15 protein-coding genes and 1 tRNA gene are annotated in these 14,639 nt (G+C 62.8%); 10 read left to right on the top strand and 6 right to left on the bottom strand.

All coding sequences use genetic code 11. The features are described 5' to 3' along the window. Positions 1–45 precede the first annotated feature (45 nt). The 3 genes from OO258_RS01185 to OO258_RS01175 all read left to right on the top strand — a co-directional run bounded on the left by OO258_RS01185 (position 46) and on the right by OO258_RS01175 (position 3,585). Entirely contained in the window at positions 46–2,571 is a 2,526-nt protein-coding gene (locus tag OO258_RS01185) for a TonB-dependent siderophore receptor (protein WP_266028533.1), read from the top strand. A 67-nt stretch (positions 2,572–2,638) separates the two neighbouring features. Beyond that, positions 2,639–3,178 carry a hypothetical protein gene (locus OO258_RS01180; RefSeq protein ID WP_266028532.1) on the top strand — a complete coding sequence of 180 codons (540 nt, stop codon included), beginning with the start codon at positions 2,639–2,641 and terminating at the stop codon, positions 3,176–3,178. Positions 3,179–3,198: 20 nt separating this feature from the next. Further along, positions 3,199–3,585, top strand: a complete 387-nt coding sequence (locus OO258_RS01175; protein WP_266028531.1) for a lysozyme inhibitor LprI family protein — start codon at positions 3,199–3,201, stop codon at positions 3,583–3,585. A gap of 134 nt (positions 3,586–3,719) precedes the next feature. On the opposite strand, the gene mnmH is transcribed toward OO258_RS01175, so the two are convergent. Together mnmH and selD are read right to left on the bottom strand one after the other, a co-directional pair. Beyond that, positions 3,720–4,832, bottom strand: coding sequence for a tRNA 2-selenouridine(34) synthase MnmH (mnmH, locus tag OO258_RS01170; protein ID WP_266028530.1), 1,113 nt, complete (start codon positions 4,830–4,832; stop codon positions 3,720–3,722). Continuing rightward, entirely contained in the window at positions 4,832–5,866 is a 1,035-nt protein-coding gene (gene selD / locus OO258_RS01165) for a selenide, water dikinase SelD (protein ID WP_266028529.1), read from the bottom strand. Before selD ends, mnmH begins: the two co-directional genes overlap by 1 nt. 138 nt (positions 5,867–6,004) lie before the next feature. Between selD and OO258_RS01160 the strand changes: the two genes are divergently transcribed. Genes OO258_RS01160 through phnE form a run of 4 tightly spaced genes read left to right on the top strand, consistent with a single transcriptional unit; the run spans position 6,005 to position 9,250 of the window. After that, positions 6,005–6,859: a putative selenate ABC transporter substrate-binding protein gene (locus OO258_RS01160; protein WP_266028527.1), complete on the top strand. Its 855-nt coding sequence runs from the start codon at positions 6,005–6,007 to the stop codon at positions 6,857–6,859. After that, the gene (locus tag OO258_RS01155; protein WP_266028526.1) at positions 6,856–7,665 is read left to right on the top strand and encodes a phosphonate ABC transporter ATP-binding protein; all 810 of its coding nucleotides are present in this window, start codon (positions 6,856–6,858) and stop codon (positions 7,663–7,665) included. The genes OO258_RS01160 and OO258_RS01155 overlap by 4 nt, the downstream gene beginning before the upstream one ends. Further along, positions 7,659–8,486, top strand: coding sequence for a PhnE/PtxC family ABC transporter permease (locus OO258_RS01150; RefSeq protein WP_266028525.1), 828 nt, complete (start codon positions 7,659–7,661; stop codon positions 8,484–8,486). The genes OO258_RS01155 and OO258_RS01150 overlap by 7 nt, the downstream gene beginning before the upstream one ends. Further along, positions 8,483–9,250: a phosphonate ABC transporter, permease protein PhnE gene (gene phnE, locus OO258_RS01145; RefSeq protein WP_110744945.1), complete on the top strand. Its 768-nt coding sequence runs from the start codon at positions 8,483–8,485 to the stop codon at positions 9,248–9,250. Before OO258_RS01150 ends, phnE begins: the two co-directional genes overlap by 4 nt. Before the next feature lie 35 nt (positions 9,251–9,285). Here phnE and OO258_RS01140 read toward each other — a convergent pair whose 3' ends face one another. The 4 genes from OO258_RS01140 to OO258_RS01125 form a co-directional block, all read right to left on the bottom strand. After that, positions 9,286–10,179 (bottom strand): bestrophin family protein, encoded by an 894-nt coding sequence (locus tag OO258_RS01140; protein ID WP_110744944.1) that lies wholly within the window; start codon positions 10,177–10,179, stop codon positions 9,286–9,288. Positions 10,180–10,311: 132 nt separating this feature from the next. Next, complete coding sequence (locus OO258_RS01135) at positions 10,312–10,791, bottom strand: GNAT family N-acetyltransferase (RefSeq protein ID WP_266028524.1); 480 nt, start codon at positions 10,789–10,791, stop codon at positions 10,312–10,314. A 177-nt stretch (positions 10,792–10,968) separates the two neighbouring features. Continuing rightward, positions 10,969–11,616 (bottom strand): trypsin-like peptidase domain-containing protein, encoded by a 648-nt coding sequence (locus OO258_RS01130; protein ID WP_266028722.1) that lies wholly within the window; start codon positions 11,614–11,616, stop codon positions 10,969–10,971. Positions 11,617–11,889: 273 nt separating this feature from the next. Beyond that, positions 11,890–11,974 (bottom strand) — tRNA-Leu (locus OO258_RS01125). A gap of 105 nt (positions 11,975–12,079) precedes the next feature. On the opposite strand from OO258_RS01125, the gene queA reads away from it, so the two are divergent. Genes queA through yajC form a run of 3 tightly spaced genes read left to right on the top strand, consistent with a single transcriptional unit; the run spans position 12,080 to position 14,637 of the window. Further along, positions 12,080–13,129: a tRNA preQ1(34) S-adenosylmethionine ribosyltransferase-isomerase QueA gene (gene queA / locus OO258_RS01120; protein WP_266028522.1), complete on the top strand. Its 1,050-nt coding sequence runs from the start codon at positions 12,080–12,082 to the stop codon at positions 13,127–13,129. 14 nt (positions 13,130–13,143) lie between these two features. Further along, the gene (gene tgt / locus OO258_RS01115; RefSeq protein WP_266028721.1) at positions 13,144–14,259 is read left to right on the top strand and encodes a tRNA guanosine(34) transglycosylase Tgt; all 1,116 of its coding nucleotides are present in this window, start codon (positions 13,144–13,146) and stop codon (positions 14,257–14,259) included. A gap of 42 nt (positions 14,260–14,301) precedes the next feature. Then, positions 14,302–14,637, top strand: a complete 336-nt coding sequence (yajC, locus tag OO258_RS01110) for a preprotein translocase subunit YajC (RefSeq protein ID WP_008092587.1) — start codon at positions 14,302–14,304, stop codon at positions 14,635–14,637. The last annotated feature ends 2 nt before the right edge of the window (positions 14,638–14,639 follow it).

Here is a 14,639-nt window from a genome sequence, read left to right as displayed (position 1 = left end):
GTCAGACAAGAGGCCAACCGATCAAGAACAAGGAGCCGATCCACCATGCGCCGATTCCCTGGCCACCCCGTCCTCAGCCCGCTAGCCCTAGCCTTGCGCCTTTCCTGTGCCGGGCTGTCCCTGTCCGTTGCGGCCCTGCCGGCTGTCGCCGAGGAGGCCGCCCGCCGCAGCTTCGAAGTGCCCGCTGGCAACCTGGCCCAGGCGCTGGGTAGCTATGCCCAGCAAGCCGCCGTGTCACTGGCCTTCACCCCCGAAGCACTGGCCGGCCTGCACAGCAACGGCCTGCATGGTCTGTATTCGGTGGACAGCGGTTTTGCCGTGCTGCTGGCCGGCAGTGGGTACCGGGTAGAGCGTAGCGATAACGGCTACCGGCTGGTGGCCGAGCCGCAAGCGGCGGTGAGCAGTGACGCGATGGAACTTGGCGTGACCACAGTAGCCGGGCAGGGCATGGGCCAGAGTACCGAGAACACCGGCTCCTACGCACCGGGCCTGATCAGCGTTGGCTCCAAGACCCCGACCAGCCTGCGCCAGACGCCGCAATCGGTGTCGATCGTGACCCGCCAGCTGATTGAAGACCAGCAACTGACCGACATCAACCAGGCGATGAAAGTGACGCCGGGCATCGTCACCCAGAGCACCACCTTCCGCACCCAGGACTTCCTCTCGCGTGGTTTCAGTATCCAGAACCTGCAGATCGACGGCGCTGCACCGCAAGCGCTGGGCACCGCGATGGGTTCATTCTATTCGTCGAACATCTTCGAACTGGCCGAGTTCGACCACATCGAGGTACTGCGCGGTACTGCTGCGTTGTATGGTGGGTCGGGTGACCCGGGTGGCATCATCAACATGGTGCGCAAGCGGCCGACTTCTTTTAACCAGCTGAAGCTGACCCTGTCGGCCGGTAGCTGGGACAACTATCGCCAGGAGTTCGACCTGTCCGGCCCGCTGGGTTGGGATGGCCGCGTGCGCGGTCGCCTGGTGATGTCCAACACCGATCGCCAGTATTTCACCGACAACCGCGCCACCGAGCGGCCGTTGGTGTATGGCGTGCTGGAGGCGGACGTTACGGACGACACCATGCTCACCTTCGGTGCTCGCTACAACAAATCCCACGAAACCGGCAGCAACAGCGCGGTGCCGCGCTACAGCAATGGTGCTGACCTGAACCTGCCACGGCATACCGGCCTGACCAAGAAGTGGGCCTACCTCGACGCCACCGCACGCGAGTACTTCGCCAAGGTGGACCACCGATTCAACGACGACTGGAAGCTCAACCTCAGCTACACCAACACATGGGACCTTGGGCTGTTCAAGACGGCGACCACTCTGAATGCAGTGGACCCGGTGACCAATACCGGAGCGACCTGGTACGGCACCTCGACCCGCCAGGAGAACGAGCAGCACCTGTATGACGGTAACGTCTCTGGCCACTTCCAGGCCTTTGGTCTGGACCATGAAGTGGTCTTCGGTGCCGACTACCAGAAGATCGACAGCCGGTGGCTGGGCACTGCGCCTTATGCCGCGTCGGGCGCGCCCGCCAACGTGTTCGATCCCGACAGCTCGGCGTTCGACGACCCCGGCAATGGGCGTGACTACAAGCGCGACTACAGCCCCAACTCGCAACGTCAGTACGGCCTGTACGGCAGCCTGCGGTTGCAGTTGGCCGAACCCTTGCACCTGATTGTGGGAGCACGTGCGCAGCGTTTCCACTTTTGGCAGACCTACACCAACAACCTGACCTCGCCAGCAAGTATCTCCAGCCCGGAACAGCGTATAGGCACGAAGGTCACCCCGTTCGGTGGCCTGGTCTACGACCTTGACGATCAATGGTCGACATACGTCAGCTATTCGGAAATCTACAAACCGCAGTCCAGCCGAATCAGCGGCCCTGCGCAAAGCGGTTCGCCGCTCGAGCCCATGACCGGCAAAACCTACGAAACCGGCCTCAAGGGTGAGTTGTTCAATGGCGCACTCAACGCCAGCGTGGCGCTGTACTACAGCACCCGCGAAAACGAAGCGGTGCAAGACCCGAACTTCCTGGCCACCAACGCCGGCTTCTCGGGCAGCTGCTGCTATGTGTCCAACGGGAAGGTGGTGAGCAAGGGCATCGACATGGAGCTGTCTGGCGAGCTGCTGCCGGACTGGATGCTGGTGGGGGGCTACACCTTCAACCTGAACCGTAACCGCAGCGCCGATGCGCCGCTGAGCACGGTGATGCCAAAGCACCTGTTCAAGCTGTACAGCACCTACCGGCTGCCGGGTATCCTCAGCGACTTCAAGGTCGGCGGCGGCGTGCAGGTACAAAGCGCCACGTACATGAGCGGTACAGTGAATCGCTACGACAGCAGCGGCGCGCTGGTTGAGCGAAATGTCCCGTTCGACTTCGACCAGAGCGGCTATGCGATCTGGAACGCGTTGGTCGAATACCGTGTCGATGATCACTGGAACGTCACGCTCAACGGCAACAACCTGTTCGACAAGAAGTACTACGAAACCGTGGGTACTTCGACCTATGGCAACTACTATGGTGAGCCACGCAACTTCATGGTGACCCTGCGCGGCACCTATTGAGGGTTTGGAAGCGGGGCTGGGCCTGGGTTAAGGTCGTAGGCTGTCCCGTTTCTCTCAGGAATCCCCTTTGCCCGTTTTCTACCTGAGCATCAGCCTGCTGCTGTATTTGCTCGCTCTGTTCTTCGATGGCGCGCTGATGAGCGGCGAGCGTCATATGCCGGCCCTGCAGATGCTGCTGTACGGGCCATGGGGTGTGCCTTTCGGCTTGCACCAATGGTTTGCCAATCCGCTGCTGGCCTTGGCCGTCCTAGCTCATCGGCGGTTTCGCCGCCTTGCATTGCTGGCGGGTCTGGCCGCTACGTACCTTGCGGGCACCAGCTTCGGCATTACCCGACTGCCGGATAACCAGACCTATGAATTCCATGACCTGACCGGTTTCGGGGCGGGCCTCTACCTGTGGTTGGGGGCAATGGGGGTGTTCTGCATTGGCCAGGCCTGGCATTGCTGGAAGGCCCGTAGCGCGGATGACATGCCCGGTTGGAGCTGGCTTGATGTGGCCTTGATCGCGGCGCTGGGTGTGACGTTGTATGCGGCCACGCAGATGCCATCGTTGCGCTTCGAGCCAGGCAAGGTGTTGATGCCGCCGGAGCAGCCGCAGACGCTTTGATACCCACAAGGAGGGTTAGCATGATCAAGCATTACCTGGCAGGCCTGGCGTTGGCCTGCGTGCTGCCTTTGGCAGTGGCGGAAGATTACACGGCGGCTTACGGGCAGTGCATGGATAAGGCCTCCAGCACCGTGGCCATGAGCGCGTGCATCGGGGCCGAAACGCAAGTGCAGGATCAGCGGTTGAACCGGGTGTACAAGCAGTTGATGGGCAAGCTGGATGCGGGGCAGCAGAAGAGCCTGCGGGATGTGCAGCGCAAGTGGCTGGCCTACCGTGATGGCAATTGCCAGTTCCATGTACAGGCCAGTGGCGGCACCATGGCGCAGCTGGAAGGTGGCACCTGCATCATGGACATGACCCGCGACCGCGCGGCGGAGCTGGAGCGGGTGCTTAGCCCTGGGCAGTAGCGCCTATTCAGGCATGGTTGGCTCACCTCTGCAGGCACGGGTTCAGCCGCGAACACCGGCAAACCCGGTGTCATGCACCGCTTCGCCTTCTTCGCGGGTAAACCTGCGCCTACAGGGACTGCAGGGTGCTGGTTCTATTTGCGCGGCTCGCGCAGCGCCCGGGCCTTCAGGTACTCACGCACTTCCACGGCATCCCCGGCAAACTCGATACGTTCTGCCTTGGCATCGCGCTGGTAGGCATACATCGGGTCGTAGTACTCGGTCAGCAAGCCTTCGATCCAGCCCCGGTGCATATCCACCGCGCCACTGCGCTGCTGCTCTTCCAGCGCTTCGCGCAGGATCTCTGACAGCCGCTGGTAACGCTCGCCACCCAAGCGCTTGTAGATGTTGGCCATGCTCTGCAGCATGCGCTCGGCAAACAGCCGGCGACCATCTTCCTCGCCATGTACGGCTACAAACTCGGCACTCAGGTTGACCACGTAATCGCGCAGGATGCGTTCCACGCGGTTGGCGAAGCTGTCTTCCAGCCACACCAGCGGGTACTGCTGCATGCCCTGGTACAGCGCCAACGGCACCGTGCAGCTGCCGACGATGCGGCCTTCGTCTTCCAGCACGAACTGTTCGATACCTTGGGCGCGTTTCTTCAGCAGGTCGATTGCCAGCTGGTTTTCAAAATCGATCTGCGCCGGCTGCGCGGTGGCACGCTTGCCAAAGCTGGAGCCGCGATGGTTGGCATGGCCTTCCAGGTCCAGCACGTTGGCCAACTGGTGCAGCACATCGGTCTTGCCGGTACCGGTCAGGCCGCCCACCAGCACGAAATCGCATTCCTCCACGGCCTGCTGGGTAGTTTCCAGCAAGAAGGTCCGCATGGCCTTGTAGCCACCTTTGACGCGCGGGTACTGGATACCCGCCTCATCGCGCAGCCAGCCTTGCACGATCTGCGAACGCAGGCCGCCACGGAAGCAGTACAGGTAACCTTCAGGATGGGCCTGGGCAAACGCTGCCCAGGCCTCAAGGCGAGCCTGCTTGGTGGCGCCGCTGACCAGCTGGTGCCCCAGGGCGATGGCGGCGGCCTGGCCCTGCTGCTTGTAGCAGGTGCCGACCTTTTGTCGCTCTTGGTCATTCATCAGTGGCAGGTTGACCACGCCGGGGAACGCGCCCTTGGCAAATTCGACGGGGGCGCGCATGTCCATCATCGGCACATCGTCGAGGAATAGCTGGCGGAAGTCAGTGCAGTCGTGGCGCATCAGAACACCTCGACCGCGTGGCTCTGTCGCTCGACCAGCTTGCCGATCGGCGCCAGTTGCAAGCCCAGTTCTGCCGCCACGGCAAGGAACTCGCTTTCACCCTCTGCAGTAACCGCAACCAGCAGGCCGCCGCTGGTCTGCGGATCGCACAGCAGATGCTTCTGCTCGTCGCCGAGGGCGCCGATCTTGTGGCCGTAGCTGTCGTAGTTGCGCAGGGTGCCGCCGGGGACGCAGCCCTCGGCCAGGTAGTACTCGACGCTGGGCAGGCGTGGCACGGCGGCGTAGTCCAGGTGGGCAGTGAGGCCGCTGCCTTCCGCCAGTTCGACCAGGTGGCCGAGCAGGCCAAAACCGGTGACGTCGGTCATGGCCTTGACCCCGTCAAGCTTGCCGAAGCGGCTGCCGGGGGTGTTGAGGGTGCACATCCAGTCACGGGCCAGGCCCTGGTCCTGCGCGCGCAGCTTGGCCTTTTTTTCGGCGGTGGTGAGGATGCCAATGCCCAGCGGTTTGGTCAGGTACAGGCGGCAACCGGCGCTGGCGGTGTCGTTACGCTTGAGGTGGCGCTTGCTGACCACCCCGGTGACGGCCAGGCCGAAGATTGGCTCAGGGGCGTCGATGGAGTGCCCGCCGGCCAGCGGGATGCCGGCTTCGGCGCACACCGCGCGGCCACCCCGGATCACTTCGCGGGCCACTTCCGGGGGGAGCACGTTGACTGGCCAGCCGAGGATGGCAATGGCCATCAGCGGGTCGCCGCCCATGGCGTAGATGTCGCTGATGGCGTTGGTGGCGGCGATGCGGCCGAAGTCATACGGGTCATCGACGATCGGCATGAAGAAGTCGGTGGTCGAGACCACGCCGCGTTCTTCGTCCAGCGCGTACACGGCGGCATCGTCGCGCGAGGCGTTGCCGACCCACAGTTTAGGGTCCAGGGCCTGGGTGCCGCTTTCGGCGAGGATCACGTCCAGCACTTTGGGGGAAATCTTGCAGCCACAGCCGGCACCGTGGCTGTACTGGGTCAGGCGAATCGGCTCGCTCATGCGTACCTCAGCAGGTCAAATTGTTGCGCGATTGTAGCAAAGCTGGCCTTTGCGCCTGTGCCTCTTATAATTCCCGGTGTCGGCGGAATTGTCGGCGCATCTGTTGGCATTGTCCCGCTATTGAACCGGAGAACACCCATGCTCAAACGCCCACTGGCGCTCGCCGCCGGCCTCGTGCTGTCCTGCTGTGCCGTTGTCGCCCAGGCCGCTGAAACCCTACGGGTCAGCGCCATCCCAGACGAAGCGCCAACCGAGCTGCAGCGCAAGTTCAAGCCGTTGGGCGAGTACCTGGCCAAGCAGTTGGGCATGGACGTGAAGTTCGTACCGGTGGCCGACTACCCAGCGGTGGTTGAATCGCTGGCCTCCGACCGCCTGGACCTGGCCTGGCTGGGTGGCTTCACATTCGTCCAGGTACACCTGAAGGACCCGACTGCCACGCCGCTGGTGCAGCGTGAACAGGATGCGCAGTTCACCTCCAAGTTCATCACCGCCAACCCCGATGTGAAAAGCCTGAGCGATCTCAAGGGCAAGTCGTTTGCCTTCGGCTCGATCTCGTCCACTTCGGGCAGCCTGATGCCGCGTTACTTCATGCTCAAGCAGGACAACATCAAGCCTGAAGACTACTTTAGCCGCGTGGCCTATTCTGGCGCGCATGACGCCACCGTGGCCTGGGTGCAGGCGGGCAAGGTTGACGCTGGGGTGCTCAACGCCAGCGTGTGGCAGAAGCTGGTGGATGCCGGCAAGGTCGATACCGGCAAGGTGAAGGTGTTTGCCACCACCCCGACTTACTTCGACTACAACTGGACCGTGCGCGGCAACATGGACCCGGCGCTGAAAGAGAAGATCAAGAAGGCCTTCCTCGACCTCGACCCGGCCAACCCGGAGCACAAGGCAATCCTCGATCTGCAGGCCGCCAGCCGCTTCATCGAGACCAAGCCTGAGAACTACGCCGGCACCGAGCAAGCTGCACGCGAGGCCGGCCTGCTCAAGTGACAGCTCTGAATGTGGCCATCCACCTGTACGGCGCCAGTCTGCGCCATGGCCAGGTACGCGCACTTGATGCGGTCAACCTGCGCATCGACCAGGGCGAACGCGTCGCCATCATTGGCCCGTCGGGGGCGGGCAAGTCCAGCTTGCTGCACCTGATGGCGACGGCTGTGCAGCCCGGCAGCGGGCGCCTGGAACTGCTCGGCGAGCAGCCTTGGGCGCTATCGGCCCGGGCGCGCCAACGCCTGCGTGCAAGGGTAGGGCTGGTGCATCAGGCGCCGCCCTTGCCGCCGCGCCAGCGGGTAGTCACTGCGGTGCTGGCAGGGCGCCTGGGGCGGTGGAGTGTGCTGCGCGGCTTGCTCAACCTGTTGTACCCCAGCGATGTAGCAGGCGCGCGGCAGGTGTTGGCCGAGCTGGGGCTGGCCGACAAGCTGTTCGTGCAGTGTGGGCAATTGTCCGGTGGCCAGTTGCAGAGGGTCGGCATTGCCCGCGCGTTGTATCAGCAGCCGCAGCTGCTGCTGACCGATGAGCCGGTGTCGGCCATGGACCCGGTGTTGGCCGACCACAGCCTGGCGTTGCTCAACCGCTATGCCCAGGCCAACGGCGTAACCCTAATAGCGAGCCTGCATGCGGTGGAGCTGGCGCTGGCGCACTTCCCGCGGGTGATCGGGATTCGCGAGGGGCAGGTGGCATTCGACTGCCCGGCGGAAGCCGTTACCCAGCAGTTGCTGGATGCGTTGTACGCCAATGAACAACTGGCTTCGCCGCCAACCCAGGGGCCGGCCCTGACCGTGCAGATTCCGCGATGCTGAAGGCTGACGCGCGCGACCCGGCTTTAGTGCCGCGGTTGTTGTTGGCCCTTTTGGCCGTAGCGGTGCTGTGGCCTGGTGTCCAGTTGAGCGAGCTGAACCCCGCGGTGCTGCTGCAGGCAGAGAACCGGCAGCAAATCGCCAGTTTCACACGTGCTTTTTGGCCGCCGGCGCACGATACCGAGTTCCTTGCATTGTTGTACCAAGCCACCTTGCAGACACTGGCCGTGGCGACTGCCGGCATGGCGCTGGCGTTGTTGCTGGCAATCCCGGCCGGTTTGCTGGCGAGCCGCGCCTTGTCGTTGGGTGCGGCCTCACGCGGGGGGCGCGCGGGGTTCTGGTCACGCTTTTTGCGCCTGCCGGTGCGCGGGCTGCTGATTTTCCTGCGTAGCGTGCCGGAGATCGTCTGGGCGTTGTTGTTCGTGCGTGCTGTGGGCCTGGGGCCGACGGCAGGCGTGTTGGCCATCGCCATCACCTATAGCGGCATGCTCGGCAAGGTCTACGCCGAGATCTTCGAGTCGGTCGACCAGCGCCCGGCCCATGCCTTGTTGCAGGCGGGCAGCGGCCGGTTGGCGGCGTTTCTCTACGGCATCCTGCCCAATGCCGCCTCCGAGGTGGTGTCGTACACCGTGTACCGCTGGGAGTGCGCGGTGAGGGCTTCGGTGGTGATGGGTTTTGTCGGTGCTGGCGGGCTGGGGCAGCAGATCGACCTGTCGATGCGCATGTTCGCTGGTGGCGAGGTGGCGAGCATGTTGCTGATGTTCCTGCTGCTGGTGATCCTGGCGGACCTGCTCAGCCGCCTGCTGCGCTGGAGGTTGGCATGAACCGGGTGATCAACCTGCTACTGCTGGGCGCCATCGTGGCGGCGGTGGTGGCTTCATTTGCCTACCTGCAGCTGGACCTGCACGCGCTGGTCGGTAACGGCGGACTGGCGCAGATGGGCGAGTATGCCGGGCGCTTCCTGCACCCGGACCTTTCGCCGGGGCATTTGCAGGCGGTGTGGCGCGGGGCGCTGGAAACCCTTGCCATGTCCGGGCTGGGCACCTTGTTGGCGATGGTGCTGGGAATGTTGCTGGCACTGCCGGCGGCGGGTCGCTTCGGTTGGCCGTTGCAGGGGGCGGCGCGTTTGCTGCTCAATGCCTTGCGGGCCATTCCGGAACTGGTGTGGGCGGCGCTGACCGTGCTGGCTGCAGGGCTTGGGCCGAATGCCGGTACCCTGGCCTTGGCGCTGCACACCGCAGGGGTGCTGGGGCGGCTGTTCGCCGAGGCGCTGGAGAACGCGCCGCCGGAACCCGCGGCGGCGATCCGCTTGCAGGGTGGTAGCCAGGTCGCAGCGTTCTGCTTCGGTACCTTGCCCAACCTGTGGCCGCAGTTGCTGGCCTACAGCCTGTATCGCTGGGAGAACAACATCCGCATGGCCAGCGTGCTGGGGTTTGTCGGAGCGGGCGGGCTGGGGCAGATGCTGTACACCACGTTGAGCCTGTTCCAGGAGGCTCAGGCCAGCACCGTGATCATCGGCATGCTGGTGTTGGTATTGCTGGTGGATATGTTGAGTGATGTGTTGCGCCAGCGCTATGTGCGTGCCTGACCGATAGCCGCGGCTGCTTTTCCGCCCCGCAGCTCTCATGCATCCACAGCTTCGGCACACTGCGCCTCCCGTTGCATCGACTCCAGGTTGCGCTCGATCGTTTCGCAAATGGTATCCATCTGGATCTGGTGCTCACTGAACCGGAACGGGCTTTGCAAATCTGTCCCTATCCGCTCAATCGCCAGCAACATGAACCCCACCACCGTCGAAGCCAGTGGCGTGAACCAGCCCAGCGACTCCACCAACCCTACCGGCACGATCAGGCAGAACAGAGTGATGAACAGCCGTGGGAAGTACACATAAGGGTAGGGCAATGGTGTATTGGCGATCCGCTCCATGCCACCCTGGGCATTGGACAGGTCGACCAGCGTCGACTCCAGCCGTGCCAGGCGAATGCTGTCCAGCCGCCCGGCCTGGTATTCCCGCGCCAGCAAGGCCGCTGAGCCGCCGAGGATGTCGTTGGCGAAATTGTTCGAGCGGTTGCGCCTTTCAAACTCGGCTGGCGGGATAAAGGCCATCAACTCGTCCGGGCACGACTCACCCTTCAGGTGCGCCGCCAGGCAGTTCACATAGGCGATATGCCGACGCAGCAGGGTCGCCTTGACCGGGTTGAGGCCGTCGTCCGGGTCATCGATCAGGGTCAGCGTTTGCCGTGCGAAGCTGCGCGAACTGTTCACCAGCGCGCCCCACAACGTACGCGCCTCCCACCAGCGGTTGTAGGCACTGCTGTTGCGAAAACTCACCAGCACCACCAGTGCCGAACCCAGCAAAGTCAACGGGATCAGCGGCAGGCTGAACTTGCTGTTGAAGAACAGCATGAAGTCGATGGTAACCAGCACATCCCAGATCAGCAGCCAGAACAGCGACCAGCCGATGTAGCCGATGGTCTTCACCACCAGGCGGTACTTGCGGGCGATGACGTCTTTCACGCGGGGGTACCTCGGAACGCGGGGGATGCAGGATCGGACGTCGAGGGGCGCCGAAGGTTCGCGTGGCGAATGTTGCAAGGAGTTTAGAAGCTGAAATGATGAGATAAGTCTGACCCGGCTAGACCGGGCCCGTTAGCTGAGCAGCTGCTTCATCTGCACCAACGCCACCCGCGTGCCATCCCACGCCTGCCGCTCCTCGATACCGAACGGCATGAAGCCCAGTTGCGGATAGAGCAGCAAGCCTGCGGTGTTGTGATTGAAGCATGACACCCAGACCTCCCGGGCGGCGTATTGCTGGCGGGCCAGGTCGATCATGGCGGTCACCAGATAGCGCGCCACGCCTCGGCCGCGGGCGGCGGGCGCCACGACGACGTTACCCAGGGCACACACGCCGCCGTGTTCGGCTTTATAAAAGTTGGCGAAGGCCAGGACCGTGCCCTTGTCTACCACCACCGTGGAGCCGCTGCGTTGAGCGATGGCGTCGCTCAGCTGGACTGGGGTCAGGGGGTAAATGGCTTTGGGGAACATATAGAACAGCTCGTCCGGGCCCTGCGGGAAGTTGCAGATGGCGGGGATGTCGCGGGGCTGGATCGGGCGGTGGGTCAGGTACATTGAAGATCCTTCTTGTGCTAGCTGGGCGGTTCTCTTCGCGGGTAAACCCGCTCCCACAAAACCTCCAAAGTCTCTGCGACCTGTGTGGTACCTGTGGGAGCGGGTTCACCCGCGAAGAGGCCATTAGCCTTGCATCATAAGCCGCTTTGCATCCGTACAGGCGGCCTGCCCCTCACCTCATGGCTTGGCCGCTACTGCCACGTAGCCTTTCACCGCGGCCGGCGCCCGCGGCCTGGCCTTGTTGGCCAACAGGTACTGATAGCGCCGCCATTCCTTGTCGATCTCGTTGAACGACATGAATACGCTGATACGCTCCTTGCCCGCCAGGTCCGGGCGCTTGCCGGCGTCGATTTCGCTGGTGGGGATGATGGCAACGTTGATGCCCACTACCTGGCCGTCATCGGCGAAGACTGGCCCGCCCGACATGCCCTTGGTAATCGGGCCGTCATGCACCGAGTAGAAGACGCTGCCCGGCGTACCTTCAAGCCGCACCAGCGAAGGCAAGGCATGGCCCTTGCCCTGCATCGGCATCATGAAACTGTTGAAACCTACCGCCGTCACCGCTTCCCCAGGTACGTACTGGCGCCAGTGCGGCACGTTGCTGGCCTTGTGCTTGAAGAACACCACGTCACCGAGGCCCTCGTGGACCACGTTGCGCAGGAAAGGGGTGTGCTTGGCGGTGACGGCGTATTCATCGTTCCACTGAATAGCGCTTGCCATCAGCAACATCGGCAGCGGGGCGCCGGAAGTCACCACGAAAGCCTGGCTGTAGACAGGATCGGAAACGTAAGACGTTGGCACTCCATTGCACCCACCGAGCAGCATCAGTGCCGCCATGCAGGGCGCGATTTTTTTCATGTTTCACACAGGGGTGGAGAAATGGGAGTGCAACTATGGCCAAGTGCCATCATGCCAGCAATACTTTTAGCCTATATCCGACGAATGACAGCTTAAGTGCTAGTCATGGGCGCGGCCAATAGAATGCAGATATGGCTCCAGGCCGCGAGGTCATTGATGCGGCGTCAAATCTGCGCGGTGCTGCGTAAAGAAATGGCAGGCGAAAAAAAACCGACCATCAGGTCGGTTTTTTCCGGATCTTGGTGCCCCGAGGGAGACTCGAACTCCCACTCCTTTCGAAAACGGATTTTGAATCCGCCGCGTCTACCAATTCCGCCATCAGGGCGTGGCGCGCAGTATAGAGAGGTGCCGCTGGTCGGTCAATCGGCTTTCATGGTCAATTTTCACACATTGGGCTAAACTTCCCGGCCCTGCCGAACCGAACATCATCATGCGCGTCGCCGATTTTTCCTTCGAACTCCCCGATTCCCTGATCGCCCGCCACCCATTGGCCGAGCGCCATGGTAGCCGTCTGCTGGTCCTCGATGGGCCGAGCGGCGCGCTTACGCATCAGCAATTTCCCGATCTGCTCGACTACCTGCGCCCCGGCGACCTGATGGTGTTCAACAACACCCGGGTGATCCCGGCGCGGTTGTTCGGCCAGAAAGCCTCCGGCGGCAAGCTGGAAGTGCTGGTCGAGCGTGTGCTCGACAGCCATCGGGTGCTGGCCCATGTGCGTGCCAGCAAGGCGCCGAAAGAAGGCGCGGTCATTCTCATCGATGGCGGTGGCGAGGCCGAAATGGTCGCGCGCCACGACACCCTGTTCGAACTGCGCTTCACCGAAGAGGTGCTGCCACTGCTCGACCGCGTCGGCCATATGCCGCTGCCGCCGTACATCGACCGCCCCGACGAGGGTGCCGACCGTGAACGCTACCAGACCGTGTATGCCCAGCGTGCCGGTGCAGTTGCCGCGCCTACCGCCGGCCTGCATTTCGACGAGGCGTTGCTGGAAAAAATCGCCGCCAAGGGCGTCGAACGTGCTTTCGTCACCCTGCACGTGGGGGCCGGCACCTTCCAGCCGGTACGGGTCGACAAGATCGAAGACCACCACATGCATAAAGAGTGGCTCGAAGTGAGCCAGGACGTGGTCGATGCCATCGAGGCCTGTCGTGCCCGTGGCGGTCGGGTGATCGCGGTCGGCACCACCAGCGTGCGTTCGCTGGAGAGCGCCGCGCGCGATGGCGTGCTCAAGGCCTTCAGCGGCGATACCGACATCTTCATCTATCCGGGCCGGCCGTTCCATGTGGTCGACGCCCTGGTCACCAACTTCCACCTGCCGGAGTCCACGCTGCTGATGCTGGTCTCGGCCTTCGCCGGTTATCCCGAGACCATGGCCGCCTACGCGGCGGCGGTCCAGCAGGGGTACCGCTTCTTCAGTTACGGTGATGCCATGTTCATCACCCGCAATCCGGCGCCACGTGGCCCCGAGGATCAAGCATGAGTCGCACCTGTCGAATGTCCTTCGAACTGCTGGCCACCGACGGCAAGGCCCGTCGTGGTCGCATCACCTTCCCCCGTGGCACCGTGGAAACCCCGGCGTTCATGCCAGTGGGCACCTATGGCACGGTCAAGGGCATGCTGCCACGCGATATCGAGGCCATTGGCGCCGAGATGATCCTGGGCAACACTTTCCACCTGTGGCTGCGCCCGGGCACCGAGGTGATCAAGAAGCACAACGGCCTGCACGATTTCATGCAGTGGAAAGGCCCGATCCTCACCGACTCCGGTGGTTTCCAGGTATTCAGCCTGGGCGCCATGCGCAAGATCAAGGAAGAGGGCGTGACCTTCGCTTCGCCGGTCGATGGTTCCAAGGTGTTCATGGGCCCCGAAGAGTCGATGCAGGTACAGCGTGACCTGGGCTCGGATGTGGTGATGATCTTCGACGAATGCACGCCTTACCCGGCCGAGCACGATGTGGCCCGCACCTCCATGGAGCTGTCGTTGCGCTGGGCCCAGCGCTCGAAGAACGCACACGCCGACAACACCGCGGCGCTGTTCGGGATCGTCCAGGGTGGCATGTACCAGGACCTGCGCATGCGCTCGCTGGAAGGCCTGGAAAACATCGGCTTCGACGGCCTGGCCATCGGCGGCCTGTCGGTAGGCGAGCCCAAGCACGAAATGATCAAGGTGCTGGATTACCTGCCAGGCCAGATGCCGGCTGACAAACCTCGTTACCTTATGGGGGTAGGCAAACCGGAAGATCTCGTTGAGGGTGTGCGCCGCGGCGTCGACATGTTCGACTGCGTGATGCCGACGCGCAACGCGCGCAACGGTCATCTGTTCGTCGATACAGGGGTGATCAAGATCCGCAATGCGTTCCATCGCCATGATGACTCGCCGCTGGATCCGACCTGTGACTGCTATACCTGCACCAACTTCTCGCGCGCCTATCTGCATCACCTGGACAAGTGCGGCGAAATGCTGAGCAGCATGCTGAATACCATCCACAACTTGCGCCATTACCAGCGCTTGATGGCCGGTTTACGCGAGGCTATTCAACAGGGTAAATTGGCCGTCTTTGTCGACGCCTTCTACGCCAAACGCGGGCTTCCCGTACCGCCTTTGGACTGACTGTCTGCATCCATTATTAGAAAATTACATTAGGAGTGCCCAATGAGCTTCTTGATCCCCGCCGCATACGCGGACGCTGCAGCACCTGCCGCTGGCCCAGCCGGTACCGGCTTCGAGTGGATTTTCCTGGTCGGTTTCCTGGTCATCTTCTACCTGATGATCTGGCGCCCGCAGGCCAAGCGTGCCAAAGAGCAGAAGAACCTGCTGAGCAACTTGCAGAAAGGCGACGAAGTTGTCACCAACGGCGGTATCGCCGGCAAGATCGTCAAGGTTTCCGATGACTTCGTGGTTCTGGAAGTGTCGGACACTGTCGAACTGAAGTTCCAGAAGGGCGCGATCGCTGCGACCCTGCCAAAAGGTACGCTCAAGGCTATCTGAGT

It is taken from the genome of Pseudomonas sp. DCB_BI (genome assembly GCF_026240995.1).
Lineage (GTDB): Bacteria > Pseudomonadota > Gammaproteobacteria > Pseudomonadales > Pseudomonadaceae > Aquipseudomonas.
Note: the sequence above shows the minus strand (reverse complement) of the source record. Positions and strands in the feature narration are given on the sequence as shown.